The following is a 20391-nucleotide window of genomic DNA, read 5'->3' as shown; positions in this document are numbered from 1 at the left end:
CGGTCAACTTTACAAGGATCGGCATTCTCATCGTGGAGCCTCCGCATGCCTCTCCTTAGCCGCCGCAACCTTCTCAAGGCATCCGCTGTCGCGGGTGCTTATGGCGTCGGCATCGGCATTGCCGGTAAATTCGGGCTTGCCGAGGCGGCTCCCGAGCCGCAGCTGCTGACGGCGGTGAAGACCGAGGCCATGCTGACCGAGGCGGGACCGACCAGGGATATCATGAGCTGGAGCCATGACGGCATGCCGCCGGTTCTGAGAATGACAAAGGGGCGACCCTATGCGGCGCGGCTGAAAAACGGGCTCGACGAACCGACGACGATCCACTGGCACGGGCTTCGCATCGATAACCGCATGGACGGCGTGCCGTTCATGACGCAGCCCTACATCTATACCGGCGATAGCTTCGATTATGCCTTCACGCCGCCCGATGCCGGCACCTTCTGGTATCATCCGCATTGCAACACGCTGACGCAGATGGGGCACGGCATGACCGGCATCATCGTCGTCGAAGATCCGGCTGATCCCCAATTCGATGCCGAGGTGGTGCTGAACCTGCGTGACTGGCGGCTCGGCGGCGACGGGCAGTTCATCGCTCCCTTCCGGCCGCGCGACGCTGCCAAGACCGGTACCTACGGCACGGTGCGCACCGCCAACTGGCATCAGGAACCGCGATATGATGCGCCAGCCGGCGGGCTGGTGCGGCTGCGTATTGCCGTGACCGACGTGACGCGGATCTTCTCGCTGAAGATGGAAGGCGCCGATGCGATCGTGATTGCGATCGACGGCAATCCGGTGCCGAAGCGTTTTTCCCTCGACCTCCTGCAGATCGGACCGGGTCAACGGCTCGATCTTGCCGTGCGCATGCCGGATGGTGAAGGTGCGGTCGCAACGCTCGAGGATATCCGCGGCACGACGCCGAAGACGATCGCCAGCCTGCGCGCGGTCGGATCATCGCTGAAGCGCGATATCGGCGATCTCCGGCCGCTTGTCGAGAATCCCGTCCCGAAGGCCGATCTAACCACTGCCGAGCAGATCCCGTTGATACTGAGCGCCACCGMCGAGAATGCCGCGGTCGAAAGCATCTGCGGCACGCTGGGCTACAGTTTCTGGGCAATCAACAAGGTGCCGTGGCCAGGCGATACGCCCGATCCGACGGCGCCGCTTGCGGAATTGAAGCTCGGCAAGAGCTATGTCTTCAATCTGGAGAATACTACGCCGCATGCCCATCCGATTCATCTGCACGGGATGAGCTTCACGGTGGTCTCCTCCTCGACGCGCGAGGTGATGCCGCTGGTGTCCGATACCTATCTCATTCAGCCGGACGAGAAGGTGCAGCTTGCCTTCGTCGCCGACAATCCCGGCGACTGGCTGCTGCATTGCCATATCATCGAGCATCAGAAGACGGGGATGACGAGCTATCTCAGGGTAAGCTGAGACAGCCCGCGCTTTCGCCGCGATTGCAGCTTTGCTTCGCGCCGGCGTTCGCGCCATGCCTCAGTTTAGACGTGATTCTTCGCCAGCAATGCTCGAAGCGTATGCTGTTGTATTGACATATCGAACCGAAAGGAGAAGGAAGGTTTAACCGACCTTTTCCTTGCGAATGAAATGATATGATCGAAACCACCGCCGATTTGGCGGCCGCCTGCAAAGAGCTGGCCAAGTCCGACTTCATCACCATCGACACCGAATTCCTGCGCGAAACGACCTTCTGGCCGGAGCTCTGCCTGATCCAGATGGCAAGCCCGACGACGGAAGTTCTCGTCGATCCGCTGGCCAAGGGCATCGATCTCGCCCCCTTCTTCGAGCTGATGGCCGATCCGAAGGTGCTGAAGGTCTTTCACGCGGCGCGCCAGGACATCGAAATCATCTTCAATCGCGGCAATCTCATTCCGCATCCGATCTTCGACACGCAGGTCGCCGCCATGGTCTGCGGCTTCGGCGACAGCGTCTCCTATGACCAGTTGGTCAGCCGCATCAAGAACGTCCATATCGACAAGTCGTCGCGCTTCACCGACTGGAGCCGCCGGCCACTCTCGGACAAACAGCTGGATTATGCACTGGCTGACGTCACCCACCTGCGCGACGTCTACCTGTCGCTGAAGGCGGAACTCGATCGCGAAGGCCGCACCTCCTGGCTCTCCGAGGAAATGGACATTCTCGAGTCGCGCGAAACCTACGACATGCATCCCGACGATGCCTGGCAGCGGCTGAAGATGCGTCTGCGCAAGCCGCAGGAGCTGGCGATCCTGAAATATGTCGCCGCCTGGCGCGAACGCGAGGCGCGGGCCCGCAACGTGCCGCGTTCGCGGGTGCTGAAGGATGATGCGATCTACGAGATCGCCCAGCAGCAACCCAAGGATACCGAGGCGCTCGGCCGTCTGCGCACCATTCCAAAGGGCTGGGAGCGCTCGACTTCCGGTGCCGCGGTCATCGAGGCCGTCAACACGGCGCTTGCTCTTCCGAAGGCCGATATGCCGCATGTGCCACGCCAGGCGCAGGCGCCCGAAGGGGCCGCTGCTGCCGTCGAATTGTTGAAGGTGCTGCTGAAGCTGATTTCGGAAAAACACGGCGTGGCGCCGAAGGTCATCGCCAACAGCGAGGATCTCGACAGGATCGCCGCCGAGGGCGAGAAGGCCGAAGTGGCTGCCCTGCACGGCTGGCGGCGCGATCTTTTCGGCGAGCCGGCACTGCAGCTGATCCAGGGCGCAATCGCCTTGCGTTTCGTCGACCGGAAGGTCGAAACCGTCAGCCTCTGAGGTTGCTGCCTAACTCCTTAAATCGGACTCGATTTAAGGGTAAAATTATGCAGCAATTCAAAGTGCTACAGCGTCCTTAGTGGCTCTCGAAAAGACACGCTAAGGACGCTGTAGTTTCGAATTCGCTTGACGGTTTTTTCCGGCCTGAAACAATGGGCGGGAAGTGACATCACGGCGCAGAGGCGGCATGCGGGAAATATCTCCGACGCAGAATTGGATCCTGATCGCGATCGTCCTCGCGGCCAGCGGTGTCATGTATGATCTGATGTTCTACTCCAACCAGACGCCCGTCATTGGCGCGATCTTCGCGCTCTTCATCGGCATGCCGATCATCGCCTTCGAGCGCAAGGTGCTGTTTCGCCGGCTCTACAGGCGCATCCAGAAGCTGCCGACCTTCGCCTTCATCATTACCGAGCTGGTGATCTACGAGATCCTGATGAGCATCGGCTTTGCCTGCGCCGGCCTGCTGCTCTGGTCGTTCGCCATGCTGAAGCCGGCATCGCTCCTCGATCTCGTCATCATGCCGTTCGAGGTCTTCCTCTATGCGCTGGCGGTCTGCGCGCTGCTGATCTTCGTCTTGCGCGTGCGAGAGCTGCTCGGCCGCGAGGTTTTCCTCAGCATGCTCATTAGCCGCTACCGCAACCCGGTTAGGGAAGAGCGTGTCTTCCTGTTCATCGATCTCGTCGATTCGACGGCTTTTGCCGAAAAGCACGGCGACCTCAGGGCTCAGCAGCTGCTGAGCTCGCTGTTTGCGACTTTCGCCGAACCGGTCAGGCGCCACAAGGGCATGATCAACGACTATGTCGGCGATGCGGCGATCATCACTTGGCCGCTTGCCCGCGGCGTCAAAAATGCGCGCTGCGTGCGCTGCATCTTCGATATCCTCGCCGATATCGAAGCCAATGCCGCCGGCTGGCGCAAAAGCTATGGGCAGGTGCCGAAGCTCCGCGCCGCCCTTCATGGAGGCGAAATCATCACCGCCGAAATCGGCGTCGACCATCACAAGATCAGCTATTTCGGCGACACGGTGAACACCACTGCCCGGCTGGAGACGCTCTGCCGCAGCCTGAACCGGCCGGTGCTGATCTCCACTGAGCTTGCCCGGCGCATGAACTTTCCCGACGACGTCAGCTGCGAGGATCTCGGCACTCACGCCGTGAAGGGGCGCGGCCAGGCGCTCGGCGTCATGGCGCTTTCCTCGCGCGCAGTCACCGTACTGAACACGCCGGCGGTCATTCTGCACGGCTGAGCAACGACTCTGCCGCATCGGCCCGAAAATCGGAATCGATTTTCGGAAAGCACGATGCGAAGATTGAAAATGTTACAGCGTCCTTTACGCGTCTGAAAGACGCGCGGCGCTGTAAGTACGTCACCAAAGCTTCACCCAAACGTCAATTCGCTGACATTAAAGCCCTGCTAAGCGGAAGGCCTTTGCAATCCGTTCCACGGGGATATTATGAAGAACGTCCTTTTTGCTTCCGTATCGCTTTTCATCCTGGTCGCCGGCTCCGCTTCGGCCGACCAGCAGCAGTTCCCGGCCAAGCTCGCCGGCCAGGCGATCCTGCCTGCCAACACCATGGTTCCGGCACCGGCCGACGCCCCCGAATTCCTCAAGCATGCCGGCAAGTTCACGACGCCTGACCGCAAGCGCACCGAAGCGCTCGGCACCGTTCCCGGTAAGGACGGCGCCCGTGTCACCGATCTGAAGCTTCCCTTCGACGGCCAGTCGATCCAGGGTTTCTCGGGCGTCAAGACGATGGCCGACGGCACCTTCTGGACGCTCTCCGACAACGGCTTCGGCTCGAAGTCCAACTCGTCGGACTCCATGCTTTTCCTGCACCAGATGAAGTTTGACTGGGCCGGCAACAAGGCTGAGGTCGTCAAGAACCTCTTCCTCTCCGACCCCAACAAGATCGCTCCGTTCCCGATCGTGCTTGAAGGTACTGACACGCGCTATCTCACCGGTGCCGACTTCGACATCGAATCGATCCAGCCGGTTGCCGACGGCTTCTGGCTCGGCGACGAATTCGGTCCCTACATCCTGAAGTTCGACACCGCTGGCCGCCTCACCGACGTCATTCCGACGACGCTCGACGGCAAGCCGGTGCTTTCGCCCGACAATCCGCTTCTCTCGGTTCCATCAAACCCGGCCGCCAAGATGCCGGTCTTCAACCTGAAGCGCTCCGGCGGCTTCGAAGGCCTCGCTATGTCGAAGGACGGCGCCAAGCTCTACGGCCTGCTCGAAGGGGCCATCTACAAGGATGACGGCACTGTGGAAACCATCGATGGCCACACCGCCATCCGCGTCATCGAATTCGATGTCGCCTCCAAGAGGTGGACCGGCCGCAGCTGGCTTTATCCGTTCGAAGACAAGGGGGTATCGATCGGCGACTTCAACATGCTCGACGACACCACCGCTCTCGTCATCGAGCGCGATAACGGCGCCGGCACGACGGACAAAGCCTGCGCCGATCCGAAGCAGCCGAAGCCGGATTGCTTCGAAGCTCCGGCCGTGCTGAAGCGCGTCTACAAGATCGAGTTCAACGATGCCAATGTCGGCAAGGCGGTCCGCAAGATCGGCTATATCGACCTCCTGAACATCCAGGACCCCGACAACAAGAAGAAGGCCGGCAGCAAGGACGGCGTCTACGACATGCCGTTCGTGACGATCGAAAACGTCGACCGCGTCGACGCCACGCACATCATCATCGGCAACGACAACAACCTGCCCTTCTCGGCCGGCCGCGCCGTCGACAAGGCTGACAATAACGAGTTCAGCCTGCTCGAAGTCGGCGAGTTCCTGAACGCGAAGTAATTCGGCGTTCTGGTGTGAAATACAGAGGGTGGCGCGAAGGCGCCGCCCTTTTTGTTTTTCGCTGCCTAGGTTGCGTTCCTGACGACGTGCAGTGGCACAGACCTATTCAAACCGAAACGCCAACCGCTTGTTTGTCAGCCTCGACAGCTGCTGCAGGCGGCCGTCAAGGCGCTCGCCGGCGAAATCGCGATATTCGGGAGGCACGACGAATTCGAGGTCGAGGTCCGGGCTCGACGATTTGCGGAAGGTCAGGTTCTTGACGATGCCGGGCATCGAGGCAGAGAAGAGGTAGACGACGCGCAGCATGCCGCCGAGCAGCTTGGCGCGCTCAATGAGCTGGGGCGTGGCAATCTGCGCCAGCGGACCGGTGGCGCCGTCGTCATGCAGGCCTTCGAAACGGTAATAGTTGGAAAGCGCGATAAAGGCGCGGCCGGGATGACTGATGCCGACGAAGGAAGAGTGGGCGATGACGTTCAGCGCCTGCAGGCCGCGATAGTCAGGATGGGCGCGCCAGCTGATATCGGCAAGCAGACAGGCGGCCTGGCGGTAGCGGCTTTCCTCTTCAGTTTCTTGGATGCCGAAAAGGGGCATCATGCGGCCGGTCCATTCCGCCAACTCGCGGGCATGCTCCGGCGAACGGGCACGCAGAATTGCCAGTTCTCCGGCGGCGGCAAGCAGCGGATCGGCGCGGCGCTCGGCCTCCGACAGCAGCGAATAGAGATATCCCTCGCGCACACCCTGCGCCGAGAAGGAAATTAGCGACGGCTTCATCGCACTCAGAACTTCCTTCATGGCGACGGCGCCGAAAGGCAGCAGCGAACGGCGGTGCTTGGAAACGGCCTGCAGTGCCGGCTCCCTGGAGTCGCGCGCGGTCACCACCTGGTCGAGGAACTGCATCATTCCTTCGAACGACACCTCATAGCCCTGCATCATGTGCAGCGGATAGTGGGTGATTTCCATGTGCAGCTTGGCGATGTTTCGCCAGGTGCCGCCGACGGCGTAGAAGGTGCGCCCCTCGCCTTTCGACAGCAGCTTTGCCGTCTTCAACTGCTTGCGGGCAAAGGTCTGGGCCTTGGAGAGCGATCCGCCAGCATATTCCGACAGGCGCAGGCCGCCGAGCGGCAACGTGATGCCCTTGCCGAACTCCTTGCCCTTGATATCGATCAGTTCCAGCGAGCCGCCACCGAGGTCGCCCGCAATGCCGTCAGGATTGTAGAAACCGCTGATGATGCCGAGCGAGGCGAATTTCGCCTCCTCCTCACCCGAGAGTACGCGGACCTTGCGTTTAAGGATGGTTTCCGCCTGATGGATGAAATCAGGACCGTTGCTCGCCTCGCGCGCAGCCGCCGTCGCCAGCACATACATGGTGGCAGCGCGGGCCTGGTCTGACAGAGCCTTGAAACGGTGCAGCGCCGCCAGAGCCCGCGCGACGCTCTCTTCGTCCATTTTGCCGGTAAGAGCGACGCCCTTGCCGAGGCCGCAGAGGACCTTTTCGTTGAACAGGACGGTTGGCGAACGGGACATGCCTTCGTAGACGACAAGACGAATCGAATTCGATCCAATATCGACGACGGAGACCGGGGCGATCCCCGGAAGGCGCCCCTGGGCTTCAGATTCAACCATTTAGGTCCAGTTTTACTTGTTGTTGCGGCCTTCGAGCAGGCCGGCGATCAGCTTCGGCGCACTGGACTTCAGAGCTTCACCACGGCCCGACAGGCTCGGATTGGTCATGAAATACTGCTGCGCATTGAACGGTTCTTCGCCCCTGCGCACTTCCATGCGTCGCGACGTACCGTCGGGCAATATCTCGTAGCTTTGTTGATTGTCAATCACGTTGCCGAGCATAATCTGTGACAAGACCTGCTCGTGAACGGTCGGATTCGTCAGCGGAACCATGGTTTCGACACGGCGATCGAGGTTTCTCGGCATCATGTCGGCCGAACCGATGTAAACCAGCGCCTTGTCGGACGGCAGGCCGTGGCCATTGCCGAAGCAGAAGATACGGCTGTGCTCGAGGAAGCGGCCGACGATCGACTTGACGCGGATCTTTTCCGAAAGGCCGGGCACCTGCGGACGCAGGCAGCAGATGCCGCGCACGACGAGGTCGATCTCGACGCCGGCATGGCTGGCGCGATAGAGCGCGTCGATGATGTCGGGGTCGACAAGCGAATTCATCTTCATCCAGATCGCGGCCGGGGCGCCGTTCCTGGCGTGCTGAATCTCTTCCTCGATGTGGCGCAGGATGCGCGGGCGCATCGTATAGGGCGAGATCGCGAGCTGCATGCCCTGCTCCGGTTCGCCGTAGCCGGTAATGAAGTTGAAGATGTTCGCCATGTCGTGGGCGATGACGGGATTGCAGGTGAAATAGGACAGGTCTGTATAGATCTTCGCGGTGATCGGGTGGTAGTTGCCCGTTCCGAGGTGGCAATAGGTTCGCAGCTTGCCTTCCTCGCGCCGAACGACCATCGACATCTTGGCGTGGGTCTTGAGCTCGATGAAGCCGAAGACGACCTGCACGCCGGCGCGCTCGAGATCGCGCGCCCAGCGGATGTTCGCCTCTTCGTCGAAGCGGGCCTTGAGCTCGACCAGCGCCGTCACCGACTTGCCGGCTTCGGCGGCGTCGATCAGCGCGCGGACGATCGGGCTGTCGTTGGAGGTGCGGTAAAGCGTCTGCTTTATCGCCAGGACGTCAGGATCGCGCGCAGCCTGGAGAAGAAACTGGACCACGACGTCGAAAGATTCGTAGGGGTGATGGACGACCATGTCCTTTTCGCGGATGGCGGCGAAGCAGTCGCCGGCATGTTCGCGGACGCGCTCGGGAAATCGCGCATTGTAGGGGGCAAACCTGAGATCTTCGCGCGGCGCCTTGGTGATCTCGGACAGGGTGTTCAACGCCAGAAGGCCCGGCAGAACGGCGACGCGATTATCAGGGATATTGAGCGCCTGGACGACGAACTGACGCAGCGAGGCCGGCATTTCCGAGTCGGTCTCGATGCGGATGACCTTACCGCGGCGGCGGCGTTTCAGCGCCGTTTCGAAGAAGCGGACGAGATCCTCGGCCTCTTCCTCGACTTCGATATCGCTGTCGCGGATGACGCGGAACGTACCGGAGCCCTGCACCTCGTAACCCGGGTAAAGCCGGTGGATGAAGATGTTGGCGACATCTTCCAGCGTGATGTAGCGGATCGTGTTTCCATCATCCGGCAGACGGACGAAGCGGTCGAGCGCCACCGGCAGGCGCAGCAGCGCCGTCATCGGCTCACGGCCATTCTTGCTGACGAGCTGCAGACCGATCGAGAAGCCGAGATTCGGAATGAAGGGAAACGGGTGGGCGGGATCGATCGACAGCGGCGTCAGGACCGGGAAGATCGCCTGTTCGAATTCGGCGGCCAGCCACTGGCGGTCGGCATCGCTCAAGGCGCCGGGGCGCACGATCAGGATGTCTTCCTTGGCGAGATATTGTTGCAGGACGGCCAGCGAGGCCTGCTGCTCCATCTGCAGATGGTCGATCTCCTGCAGGATCGAATCGAGCTGCTCGGCCGGCGTCTTGCCGTCGGGACTGCGGATGGCGATGTTCTGGCGTACCTGGCCCTCGAGGCCGGCGACACGCACCATGAAGAATTCGTCGAGGTTGGCGGCCGAGATCGACAGGAAGCGAACGCGCTCAAGCAACGGATGCTCGGTGTTCAAAGTTTCTTCCAGGACACGGCGGTTGAACTGCAGCCAGGAGAATTCTCGGTTGATGAAGCGCTCGGGGCTCTTGAGCAGCTCTTCCAGCGGGGGGGTGTTGTCGTTAATTTCCGGAGTGAGTTCCTGATGTTCTGCGACTGCGCTATCCATGGTCCGCTTACCCCGTTTTCAATCGCCGAAGGCAATTATATCAGTTTGACGACGGAACTGTGACAGTCAATCGGCCGGTTCCGAATTTCCCAATTCATTCAATACTTCGGCAGCAAGAGACCGGGTGATTTTGGTGCCTCGCGACAGGGCCAGCCGGTCAAGCCTTTCGACGATCGTCTGGGCCGCGTTCAGCGACCGTTCCATCCGGTTCACGATATAGAGCACGAGTTTGTCATCTATATAAAGCTGCCGGTCGGCGAAGAGCTTGACGATCACCTGCGACAACAGCGCCTCATCGGGTTCGCCGATCTCGACGACGGTTGCCGCTTTCAGGCGCGAACGCAGATCGGGCAGCAAAACTGGCCACGACATCGGCCAAAGGCGGCTGGTAATCAACAGGCTGGTGCCGTTTTCGCGCACGCTGTTGATGACATGGAAGAGCGCGTTGTCGTCGAAGCCGAGGCGGTCGGCGTCCTCGAACAGCACCGGGCCGGCGGCGGCGGCAACCGCGGCGTCCGAGCCAAGCTCGGGATGGATGTCGACGGCGCCGCTCAATTCCCGCCAGATGCGGGCGAGATGTGATTTTCCCGAGCCGACGGGGCCGGCGAGCACGACGACCGGTGATGGCCATGCCGGCCAGGCATCGACGATCGAAACGGCGGCGGCAAGACGCTCCGAGATCAGGAGGTCGTCGCGCCCGCTTGCGGCATCGTGCGAAAAGACCAGCGGCAGCTGCTCTCCGGCCTTACGCTTCGGATCAGCGTTCTTCACGTCATTCATTGGGAACTGATTTCGTCTTCCGGGCGCGGCCACTGAGCGACCCGCCAAAATAAAGATCGCTCTGAAGGTAGCGTGAAAGCGCGAAACGAACAAGGACGCCGACGGCGGCGGCGGCGGGCACGGCGACCAGAAGCCCTACGAAACCGAAGAGCGCGCCGAAGGCAAAAAGCGCAAACATCAGCCAGACCGGATGCAGGCCGACGCTGGAGCCGACGAGCTTCGGCTGCAGAATGTTGCCTTCCAGGAACTGGCCACTGAAGAAGACGACGAGCACCAGGCCGATCCAGGGATAATCGGGCCAGAATTGCACAAGCGCCACGCCGATGGCGAGCACGAGGCCAACCATCGAGCCGACATAGGGAATGAAACTGATCATGCCGGCGAAGAGGCCGATCAGCAGGCCGAAATTCAGCCCGACAAGAGAAAGGCCGACGGCATAATAGATGCCGAGGATGAGGCAGAGCGAGCCCTGGCCGCGGATGAAACCGGCGATCGCCTGGTCGATCTCCTTGGCGATCTGGCGGACATCGCCGACATAATCGCGCGGGATCCACTGGTCGACCTTGGCAACCATACGGTCCCAATCGAGCAGGATATAGAAGGCGACGACGGGGGTGACCACGAGCAGCGATATGACGTCGACGATCGCCTTGCCGGAATTCCAGATCTGCGCGAAGAGCCCGGTGAGGAAGCCCATGCCCTCCGACAGGATGCCGGAGAGATTGTCCTTGATCGTGCCCATCTGGTTCTCGACCCAGTCCGGCAGCAGCGAATTCTGCGCCTGCGTGATGAACTGCTGTAATTGGCTGATATAACCCGGCAGACGCTGAGCGAAATCGTTGAACTGGCTGATGAGCACCGGAATGAGGATCATCAGCGCCAGCGTGAAGACGATGACGAAGGCGACGAGAATGCCGATGGTCGCCATCATGCGGCTCAGACCCAAGCGTTCAAGCCGGTCAGCCACCGGATCAAGGAAATAGGCAATCGCCATGCCGGCGATGAAGGGCAGCAGGATCGAGCTGAAGACATAAAGGAAGACGATGAAGAAGACGAGCACTACCAGCCAGAAGAAAATCTGACGCTTGAGACTGTTGCCGCTGACATGCTGTGGCATCGCTTCCCCGCTGATCACTCGCCGCCGCCAAACGCCGCATCCGAACCGGAGCGGCCATTCAGCACATAGGATGCAGGCGCAAAGATGGTCAACCCTGTCGTGCCAAATCCCCGAAAGGCTGGAGGAAGACGCGGGAAATTGGGGGCTTTTGCCATGCAACGCTTGCATAAACGCCCCTGTCATGCAATTGCGACCGGCAGATGACGCGGCACGTTTGCCGCCTGAAATAGCCATCGGAGACCAGCATGAGCCAGTCTGGGAAAAACGGCCTGACATATAGCGATGCGGGCGTCGATATCGATGCCGGTAACCTCCTCGTCGAGAAGATCAAGCCGGCGGTGCGCTCGACGCGCCGTCCCGGCGCCGACGGCGAGATCGGCGGCTTCGGCGGACTTTTCGATCTCAAGGCTGCAGGCTTTACCGATCCGGTTCTCGTCGCCGCCAATGACGGCGTCGGCACCAAGCTGAAGATCGCGATCGATGCCGACTATCACGACACCGTCGGCATCGACCTCGTTGCCATGTGCGTCAACGATCTCGTGGTGCAGGGCGCCGAGCCGCTGTTCTTCCTCGATTATTTCGCGACCGGCAAGCTCGACCCCGACCAGGGCGCGGCCATCGTCGGCGGCATTGCCGCCGGCTGCCGCGAGGCCGGCTGCGCGCTGATCGGCGGCGAAACGGCCGAGATGCCCGGTATGTATTCCTCCGGCGACTACGACCTCGCCGGCTTTGCCGTGGGTGCTGCCGAACGCGGCAAGCTCCTGCCATCAGGCGATATTGCCGAGGGTGATGTGATCCTCGGCCTTGCCTCCTCCGGCGTCCATTCCAACGGCTTTTCGCTGGTGCGCAAGATCGTGGAACTGTCCGGCCTCGACTGGAGCGCAGCCGCACCGTTTGCCGAAGGCCGGCTGCTCGGCGAAGCCCTGCTCGAGCCGACCCGCATCTATGTGAAGCCGCTTCTGAAAGCGATCCGCGAGACCGGCGCCATCAAGGCGCTGGCGCACATCACCGGCGGCGGTTTCCCGGAAAATATTCCGCGCGTCCTGCCGAAGCACTTGGCGGCCGAGATCGATCTTGACGCCGTCAAGGTTCCGCCGGTGTTTTCGTGGCTCGCCAAGACTGGCGGCGTCGAATCCAGAGAAATGCTGCGCACCTTCAACTGCGGTGTCGGCATGATCGCCGTCGTCGCCGGTGAGAACGTCGCGGCGGTTTCCGCGGCACTCGAAACCGAGGGCGAGACAGTTATCACGCTCGGCCGCATGATCGCCCGCGACGAAGGCGCTGCCGGCACGGTCTACAAGGGTACGCTTGCCATATGAGCTCGCCGCGCAAACGCGCCGTCGTCTTCATATCAGGCAGCGGCTCCAACATGATGGCGCTGGTTGCGGCGGCGAAGGCAGCCGACTATCCGGCCGAGATCGTCGGCGTGATCTCCGACAAGGCGGATGCCGGCGGGCTTGCCAAGGCTGATGCCGAAGGCATTTCTACCTTCGCTTTTCCCCGCAAGGACTACGCCAGCAAGGATGCGCATGAGGCGGCGATCTTTTCGGCGCTCGACGAGCTTAAACCCGATATTCTCTGCCTGGCAGGCTACATGCGGCTGCTGACGGCGACATTCATCCAGCGTTACCAAGGCCGGATGCTCAACATCCACCCTTCCCTGCTGCCCTTATTTCCGGGCCTGCATACGCATCAGCGAGCGATCGACGCCGGCATGCGGATCGCCGGCTGCACGGTGCATTTCGTCACCGAAGGCATGGATGAGGGGCCGGTGATCGGCCAGGCGGCTGTGCCGGTTCTCTTGGGCGATACGGCCGAAAGCCTTGCCGCGCGTGTGCTCACCATCGAACACCAGATCTATCCGCAGGCCTTGCGGCTGTTTGCCGAAGGTCGAGTGGCGATGGAAGGCGGCAAAGCCGTCGGCGCGGAGGCCGCGACCGCCGCTCCCAAGGCTCAACTGATTTCGCTCATCGGCGACCGCGCTTAAGCCGCCAAAGCCCGCAAGGGATGTAGCGTGCCGTCGCTGTAGACGAAGCGGCCGGCGCGGAAGGTGGCGCGGATGCGATTGATATCGCCCGGCTCGACCACGACGAGATCGGCGCGCCGGCCGACGGCGATCTCGCCGCGATCCGACAGGCCGGCGGAACGGGCCGCATTGCCAGTCGCCATGGCAACGGCTGCCGGCAGGCCGCCGTCCACCATGTCGGCAAGCTTGAGGATGCCGGGCACGAAGGCAGCCGGATGGTAATCAGCGGCGATGACGCTGAGCAGCCCGGCCTTGGCGGCGTCGAGCGCGCTGAGATTGCCCGACATCGACTGGCCGCGCAGCGCGTTCGGCGCACCCATCAGCGTCCAGAGACCGCGGCGGCGCGCCTCTTCCGCTGCAGCTGCTGTGACCGGAAACTCGCTAATGGTGACGCCGAGATCATGCATCTCGGCGACTTTTTCGACGCTGTCATCGTCATGCGAGGCAAGCGACAACTTGTGCTTCAGCGACAGCGCGACGATTTCCCTCAGCTTGGCCTCGATGTCCGGATTGTTGCGCATGGCGATGCGCTTGGCGACGATCTCCGCCGCCATTTCCTCGGAGACGGCGCGGCGCTCGGAAATGCTGAGGATGTAGCTCTGCAGGTTGTTATACTGGCCCTGGCCCGGCGTGTGGTCGGTCAGGGAAACCATGTCGATCTGATCGGCATTCAGGAGGCGCTCGAGTGCTGGGGCTGCGCCGACGTTGGTGATTTCGTAGCGGGCATGGACGCGGTGGTCGATCAGCAGATCATCGCGCAGGCGGTTGATGCCCTCGATCACTGCGGAGGTGGTCTCCAGCGAACGGACATGGCCGTAGACGCTCTCGGTCGCAAAGGAGACGGCGGCGAACGCCGTCGTGACACCGGCGGCGGCAAGCTTCTTGTCGAGTTCGTGGATGCCGAAATCGATCGGCATCGTCGCGTTTGGCCGTGGGGCGATCTCGCGCTCGATCATATCGCCGTGCAGATCGACGAATCCGGGCATCAGCAGCCGCCCGCCGCCAGCGATGGCAGCACCGGCGACCGGCTCCGGCCTGATCTCGGCGATGGCGCCATCCTCAACACGCACGGAACCTTCACTCACCACCTCGTTTGGGAGAACGAGGGTGAAATTGCTGAGCCACATGGGCTTTCTCCTGACCGCATCCGATGATTGACAAACCGCAGCGGATAGAACCGCTTCGTGACAGTCGTATGAAATTTCCAACGTTGTCACCTTAAAGCTGAAACTTGCGCTTTGGAATTGGTTGGATGCGCTCGCCCCTCGGATTCACGGCCATAGATCCAGCCGGCGCCTGTCCAGGAGCCAACGCCCCTGCTTACCGCGTTGACTAGTTATAAGATAACTAGTAACACTATGACTATGAAAACGATCAAACGCTCTCCAATCGCGCTCGCCGTCCTTGCAATGCTCATGGAAGAACCGCTGCATCCGTACCGAATGCAGCGACTCATCAAGGAGCGCGGCAAGGACGAGGTGATCAATGTCACGCAGAGGGCGAGCCTTTATCAAACAATCCAGCGGCTCGAACGCGAGGGTTTGATCACCCCGCAGAAAACAGTCCGGGATGACAAGCGTCCCGAGCGGACCGTGTACGAGATAACCGAGAAGGGCCGCGAGATCGCGCTGGAATGGATGCGGGCGATATTGTCGACCTTAACGCGGGAATATCCGGAATTCCCCGCAGCCATGTCATTTCTTCCTCTGCTTACGCCTGATGATGTGGCGAGCCAGCTTGAGCTCAGAGCAAAAGCCATCGAGTCAGAACTTCGCCGGATAGACGAAGTCCTGCAGGAAGCGCAGGCCGTTCCAAGGCTCTTCCTTCTCGAGATGGAATATCTCCGAGTGCTTCACGCAACCGAATTGTCCTGGGTCAACAGCATTGTCGGGGACCTCAGCGCCCAGCGCATCACCTGGACAGAGGAGTGGCTGAGGCAGATCGCCGCCAAGTTCTCCATCGACCCCAAACTCGACCAGGATTAGCACCATGAAGGTTTTGATTATCGGCGCCGGGACCGGCGGTCTAGCACTCGCACATCTGCTTAAGCAGGCTGGGGTTTGCATAGCGGTGTATGAGCGCGACCTTGCGCCGAACACCAACCGCGGTGGTTATCGCGTTGGCATCAGCCCGGCTGGAAGCCGAGCGCTGAAAGCCTGTATCCCCGGTGAACTCTACGATCTCTATGTCGCCACCTGCGCCAGGTCGCCGCGCTATTTCAACATGCTCACTGAACAGCTGGGCGAAGTGCTGAGCTTCGATATCGATGATGCAGGCCCGAACGCTCTCGACGATGAAAGGAATGTTATTCGAAAGACGCTGAGGCGGGTTCTGCTCAGGGGACTTGAAGATGACGTCTTCTTCGGGAAAGCGCTTCAAGGTTACTCAAATAACGCCGACGGGTCGGTCACCGCCAGCTTTCAGGATGGAAGCCTCGCGACGGGAGATGTGCTGGTGGGCGCTGACGGCACGAACTCCGCGGTACGCAGGCAACGCTTGCCGGAAGCGCGTCTGGAAGACACCGGAATCGTGTCGCTCGGGGGCAAAATTCCTATGACGGTCGAGACGAAGGCTCTGCTGTCGGACAAAATGTTCAAAGGCATGTCGCTGATTATGGCACCGATGGGCTTCGGCGCAATCGTTCACTCGCTCGAGTTCGTCGACAGCCGAAGCGACCCTAGTGTCGCTGCTCGTTGGCCGGATTTCGTCGAGGCACTCGACGAGGACAGCATCGGCTGGGGCATATGGGGCGCTCGGCAGAATTGCCCGCGGGATCCGGCCGGCCTGAGCGGCGAACAATTGAGAGAGCTGGGGCTGGAGCTCGCTCGAGACTGGCATCCGCATTTGCGTACTCTGATCCGCATGACGGAGCCGTCGACGATCCGCGATATCAAGGTGAGGACCTCGGTCCCGCTGACGCCTTGGACGAGTTCTAATGTCACTCTGCTCGGTGACGCCGTCCATACGATGACACCCGGACGAGGCGCGGGCGCCAATACAGCGCTTCGCGACGCCGCTCTGCTTGGACGCATGCTGGTCGAAGCGGACCAGGGACGAAAGCCGCTCGTCGAAGCCATACATGCCTACGAAGTCGAGATGCTTCGCTACAGTACCGAAGCAGTCCAAGAATCGAAAAAGCAGATGGATGCCGGCGATCTGGCCCATCGGCCGATTGTCGGCAGACTTCAGCTCGCTGTTATGCGCGGCGTGATGCGCATCATCAACGCGATGCCTGCACTCAAGCGGCGCGCTTTTCGGCAGATGATGCGAGTTCGCGGGGAAAACTAAGACGGTCGCGGATCATCTCGATCCGCCCGAGGCAACTTGACGAACCAGGCCTCCATCGCCCTGCCCGCTATCGAAGTTTGCCCCTGTTCAACAGCGCCCACTGTAGAAGCACGATCGTTTTGGCGTCGAAGATTTCGCCGGTTTCGATCATCGCCGCAGCCTCGTCGAGCGGGGTTTCGAGGACCTCGATATCCTCGTGTTCCTCGTCCAGACCGCCGCCTTCCGCCACGCGGTCGGCAGTGTCGATGAGGGCTGCGAAGAAGTGGACGACTTCGGTGATGGCACCCGGCGAGGTATAGGACTTGAACAGGAAGCGCGCATCGCGCAGGCGATAGCCGGTCTCCTCCATCGCCTCGCGACGGATCGCCGCTTCGGGATGGTCATCGTCGAGAAGGCCGGCCGGCACCTCGATCATCCAGGCGGGATCGCCGTTGAGATGGACGGCAAGGCGGAACTGGCGGACGAGAACGACGAGGTCGCGCTTGGGATCATAAAGCAGGATGCAGGCAGCGGGCGTGCGGTGATAGATCTCCCGCTTCAGCCGTTGGGTTGCGCCCTTGCGGTCGATATAGTCGAGTAGATAGCTGCTCAGCCGCGTCCACCCATTCGACAGTGTTTCTTCGCTGACGATCTTCACCCGTGATTTCGGCTGCATCATGCTGGGTCCCTGCGAAGCCAGACCTTGTTGTCGTGCACGGCCGCCCCACCATAGGGCGCGACAGGGTCGGCGCCAGTCAAGACATTGATACCCTCGCCGTCGACATGCGCCTTGTTTGGCCAAAGCCCCTCGGCGATCAGCACGCCGGATTTCACCTCGGTGGTGACGCGGGCGTGAATGCGCAGATCGCCGCGGCTATTGCCGATGCGGACGAGATCGCCATGGGCGATACCGTTGGCTTCGGCGTCGGCTGGATTGACCATCACTTCAGGGCGGCCCTCCTTCTGGCGAGAGGTCTTGGTCTCGGAGAAGCTCGAATTCAGGAAGTTGCGCGCCGGCGACGTGGCGAGCCGGAAGGGATGCTCGGGATCGGCGACTTCGATGACATCGACCTGATCGGGGAAGGCCGGTAGCGCGGCGTGCGGCCCGAGCGCGCCGATCGCCGCCGGAGGTTTGTTCGGCGCCGGCTGATTGATCCAGTCCGGGCGGAAATGGAACTTGCCATCCGGATGGGCAAAACCGTTCAGATAATGCGCCTCCTCGAACGCGGGCTGGCGATCGAACCATTTGTGTTCGAGGAAATGGTCGTAATCCGGCAGGCCGCTCGATTCGAGGATGCGGTCGACCATTTCGCGGGCGGTGAAGCCGAAGCCGGGGCGATCGGCGACACCGAGGCGTTTTGCCAGTTCCTCGATGACGAAGAGATTGGTGCGCACGGTTGGCGGCGGCTCGACCAGCTTCGGCCCCAGCAGGATATGGTTCTGGCCACCGGCCCGATAGATGTCATCGTGCTCGACGAACATCGTCGCGGGAATGACGATATCGGCGATCTCAGCCGTTTCAGTCATGAACTGCTCATGAACGGCGACAAAGAGGTCATTGCGGGCGAAGCCGCGTCTGACGAGGCGCTGCTCGGGGGCGATGTTTGCGGGATTGGTGTTCTGGATCAGCATTGCCGTCACCGGGCCGCGATGGCGTAGCGCTACGGGATCGCCGGTCAGGACGCGGCCGATCTGCGACTGATCGAGCATGCGGATATCGGCATCCTTCATCGACCGGCCGGTCAGTTCGGCGCTGTTCATGCGGAAGATGTCGCTGTTCGAATGGAAGGCACCGCCGCCCTCATATTGCCAGGAGCCGAGAACGGTGGCGATCGAGGCAGCCGCATGCATGGCGACCGCGCCGTTGCGCTGGCGAGTGAAACCATAGCCCAGGCGGAAGAAGGTTTTCTTCGTCGTGCCGACGAGGCTGGCAAAGGCTTCGATCTCCTCGACCGATAGGCCGGTGATGGCAGCGGCCCATTGCGGCGTCTTGGTTTTGAGATGCGCCTCGAGACCAGCGGGATCGTCGGCATATCTCGCCATATAGTCACGATCGGCGTAACCGTCGCGGAAGGCGATGTGCATGACGGCGCAGGCGAGTGCGGCATCGGTGCCCGGTTTGACGATCAGCGCCATGTCGGCCTGCTTCATCGTCGGATTATCGTAGATGTCGATGACGACGATCTTCGCGCCGCGCTCCTTGCGCGACTTGATGGCGTGGGTCATCACGTTGACCTGCGTCGAGACCGCGTTGGTGCCCCAGATGACGACGCAATCGGTGCGGCCCATCTCGCGCGGATCGGGACCGCGCAGCGTGCCGGTCGCCATAGTGAAGCCGGTCCAGGCGGGGTTGGTGCAAATCGAGGAGAAGAAGCCGGAGTAACGCTTGGCATGACGCAGGCGATCGATGGAATCACGCTGCACCCAGCCCATGGTGCCGGCGTAGAAATAGGGCCAGATCGCCTCGCTGCCGTCCCTTGCCTCGGCCTTCACAAAGGCTTCGGCGATCTCATCCAGCGCRTCGTCCCAGGAAATCTGCTGCCACTGCCCTGCCCCTTTGGCGCCGGCGCGACGTAGAGGATGCATCAGGCGGTCGGGATGGTAGAGCCGCTCGGCGTAGCGGGCGACCTTGGCGCAGATGACGCCCGACGTGTAGGAATGGTCATTGGCGCCGCGCACACGGCCGATGCGGCCATCCTCTGATATATCGACCTCCAGCGCGCAGGTGGAGGGACAGTCATGCGGACAGGCGGTGTGGCCCACCCTGTTGTCCGGCTTCGATGATTTGGCGTGGATGGGGGTCGCAATGTTCATGGCATTTGTATATTCCAAGGCTTGCACGGCCAAAAGCCACAAAAATTCCCCATGACGCGAATTCATACGGACATCAGCAAAAATGAACTACCGCCACATCTATCACGCGGGCAACTTTGCCGATGTTCTGAAACATGCCGTGCTGACGCGGCTGATCCGCTACATGCAGAAGAAGGATGGCGGATTCCGCGTGCTCGACACGCATGCCGGCATCGGGCTCTACGACCTTTCCTCCGAAGAAGCGCAGAAAACCGGCGAATGGGTCGATGGCATCGGCAAGCTGATGGAGGCAGACCTCGGCCCCCAGGTTTCCGAACTGCTGGAGCCCTACCTCTCGGCAATCCGCGAACTCAATCCTGAGGGCGGCATCCGCTTCTATCCCGGATCGCCGAAACTTGCGCGCATGCTGTTCCGGCCGCAGGACCGGCTGTCGGCGATGGAACTGCATCCCGAGGACTACGTCAGGCTGCACCGGCTGTTCGAGGGCGATCACCATGCCCGCATCACCGAGCTCGACGGCTGGCTGGCGCTCGGCGCGCATCTGCCGCCGAAAGAGAAGCGCGGCATCGTGCTCGTCGATCCGCCCTTCGAGGAAGAGGACGAATATCAGCGTCTGGCCGAGGGGCTGGAAAAGGCCTATCGGCGCTTTCCCGGCGGCACCTATTGCCTGTGGTATCCGCTGAAGAAGGGCGCGCCGATCAAGGAATTCCACGAGACGCTGCAGGCGCTCGACATCCCGAAAATGCTCTGCGCCGAACTCGCGGTTCGCAGCGACCGCGGCATTACGGGACTGACGGGCTCAGGCCTCGTCATCGTCAACCCACCTTTCACGCTGAAGGACGAGTTGCACCAATTGCTGCCCGCATTGAAGGACCATCTGGCGCAAGACCGTTTCGCGTCGCACCGCGCCTTCTGGCTGCGCGGCGAGAACAAGGCGGTCAAGGACGATTGACCGCTTAAGCTGCTTGCGGAA

At 61.4% G+C, this 20391-nt stretch carries 16 protein-coding genes; 9 read left to right on the top strand and 7 right to left on the bottom strand.

The window, feature by feature from the left end:
- The first annotated feature begins 45 nt into the window (after positions 1–45).
- The 4 genes from AC1D1Z_RS13790 to AC1D1Z_RS13775 all read left to right on the top strand — a co-directional run bounded on the left by AC1D1Z_RS13790 (position 46) and on the right by AC1D1Z_RS13775 (position 5574).
- Positions 46–1437, top strand: a complete 1392-nt coding sequence (locus tag AC1D1Z_RS13790) for a multicopper oxidase family protein (RefSeq protein WP_477850860.1) — start codon at positions 46–48, stop codon at positions 1435–1437.
- A 176-nt stretch (positions 1438–1613) separates the two neighbouring features.
- Positions 1614–2759, top strand: coding sequence for a ribonuclease D (gene rnd, locus AC1D1Z_RS13785; RefSeq protein WP_018241497.1), 1146 nt, complete (start codon positions 1614–1616; stop codon positions 2757–2759).
- A 187-nt stretch (positions 2760–2946) separates the two neighbouring features.
- Positions 2947–4008: an adenylate/guanylate cyclase domain-containing protein gene (locus tag AC1D1Z_RS13780; RefSeq protein WP_115156986.1), complete on the top strand. Its 1062-nt coding sequence runs from the start codon at positions 2947–2949 to the stop codon at positions 4006–4008.
- Positions 4009–4215: 207 nt separating this feature from the next.
- Positions 4216–5574: an esterase-like activity of phytase family protein gene (locus AC1D1Z_RS13775; RefSeq protein WP_446983314.1), complete on the top strand. Its 1359-nt coding sequence runs from the start codon at positions 4216–4218 to the stop codon at positions 5572–5574.
- 102 nt (positions 5575–5676) lie between these two features.
- Here the strand turns inward: AC1D1Z_RS13775 and ppx are convergent, their stop codons facing one another.
- The 4 genes from ppx to AC1D1Z_RS13755 form a co-directional block, all read right to left on the bottom strand.
- Entirely contained in the window at positions 5677–7197 is a 1521-nt protein-coding gene (gene ppx / locus AC1D1Z_RS13770) for an exopolyphosphatase (protein ID WP_130716105.1), read from the bottom strand.
- A gap of 12 nt (positions 7198–7209) precedes the next feature.
- A complete protein-coding gene (locus AC1D1Z_RS13765) occupies positions 7210–9414 on the bottom strand; it encodes an RNA degradosome polyphosphate kinase (RefSeq protein WP_018241493.1) in 2205 nt (734 codons plus the stop codon).
- Positions 9415–9480: 66 nt separating this feature from the next.
- The gene (gene hdaA / locus AC1D1Z_RS13760) at positions 9481–10194 is read right to left on the bottom strand and encodes a DnaA regulatory inactivator HdaA (protein WP_018241492.1); all 714 of its coding nucleotides are present in this window, start codon (positions 10192–10194) and stop codon (positions 9481–9483) included.
- Positions 10187–11311, bottom strand: coding sequence for an AI-2E family transporter (locus tag AC1D1Z_RS13755; RefSeq protein ID WP_018241491.1), 1125 nt, complete (start codon positions 11309–11311; stop codon positions 10187–10189). The genes hdaA and AC1D1Z_RS13755 overlap by 8 nt, the downstream gene beginning before the upstream one ends.
- 245 nt (positions 11312–11556) lie before the next feature.
- Between AC1D1Z_RS13755 and purM the strand changes: the two genes are divergently transcribed.
- Together purM and purN are read left to right on the top strand one after the other, a co-directional pair.
- Positions 11557–12630 (top strand): phosphoribosylformylglycinamidine cyclo-ligase, encoded by a 1074-nt coding sequence (gene purM, locus AC1D1Z_RS13750; RefSeq protein ID WP_130716104.1) that lies wholly within the window; start codon positions 11557–11559, stop codon positions 12628–12630.
- Positions 12627–13298 (top strand): phosphoribosylglycinamide formyltransferase, encoded by a 672-nt coding sequence (gene purN / locus AC1D1Z_RS13745; protein ID WP_018241489.1) that lies wholly within the window; start codon positions 12627–12629, stop codon positions 13296–13298. The genes purM and purN overlap by 4 nt, the downstream gene beginning before the upstream one ends.
- On the opposite strand, the gene AC1D1Z_RS13740 is transcribed toward purN, so the two are convergent.
- Positions 13295–14464, bottom strand: coding sequence for an alpha-D-ribose 1-methylphosphonate 5-triphosphate diphosphatase (locus AC1D1Z_RS13740; protein WP_130716103.1), 1170 nt, complete (start codon positions 14462–14464; stop codon positions 13295–13297). The genes purN and AC1D1Z_RS13740 overlap by 4 nt on opposite strands.
- A gap of 237 nt (positions 14465–14701) precedes the next feature.
- Here AC1D1Z_RS13740 and AC1D1Z_RS13735 point away from each other — a divergent pair, with 237 nt between their 5' ends.
- Together AC1D1Z_RS13735 and AC1D1Z_RS13730 are read left to right on the top strand one after the other, a co-directional pair.
- On the top strand, positions 14702–15322 hold the full coding sequence (locus tag AC1D1Z_RS13735) for a PadR family transcriptional regulator (RefSeq protein ID WP_245498926.1): 621 nt from the start codon (positions 14702–14704) through the stop codon (positions 15320–15322).
- Between the two features lie 4 nt (positions 15323–15326).
- Positions 15327–16625 (top strand): FAD-dependent oxidoreductase, encoded by a 1299-nt coding sequence (locus tag AC1D1Z_RS13730; RefSeq protein WP_130716102.1) that lies wholly within the window; start codon positions 15327–15329, stop codon positions 16623–16625.
- A gap of 67 nt (positions 16626–16692) precedes the next feature.
- On the opposite strand, the gene AC1D1Z_RS13725 is transcribed toward AC1D1Z_RS13730, so the two are convergent.
- Complete coding sequence (locus AC1D1Z_RS13725; protein ID WP_130716101.1) at positions 16693–17283, bottom strand: NUDIX domain-containing protein; 591 nt, start codon at positions 17281–17283, stop codon at positions 16693–16695.
- Entirely contained in the window at positions 17280–19484 is a 2205-nt protein-coding gene (locus tag AC1D1Z_RS13720) for a molybdopterin-containing oxidoreductase family protein (protein WP_130716100.1), read from the bottom strand. The genes AC1D1Z_RS13725 and AC1D1Z_RS13720 overlap by 4 nt, the downstream gene beginning before the upstream one ends.
- A gap of 16 nt (positions 19485–19500) precedes the next feature.
- Between AC1D1Z_RS13720 and AC1D1Z_RS13715 the strand changes: the two genes are divergently transcribed.
- Positions 19501–20370 (top strand): 23S rRNA (adenine(2030)-N(6))-methyltransferase RlmJ, encoded by an 870-nt coding sequence (locus AC1D1Z_RS13715; protein WP_003558248.1) that lies wholly within the window; start codon positions 19501–19503, stop codon positions 20368–20370.
- Positions 20371–20391 lie beyond the last annotated feature (21 nt).

The organism is Rhizobium sp. P1_E1 (assembly GCF_056406015.1).
This window is presented reverse-complemented; position numbering and strand designations above follow the sequence as displayed.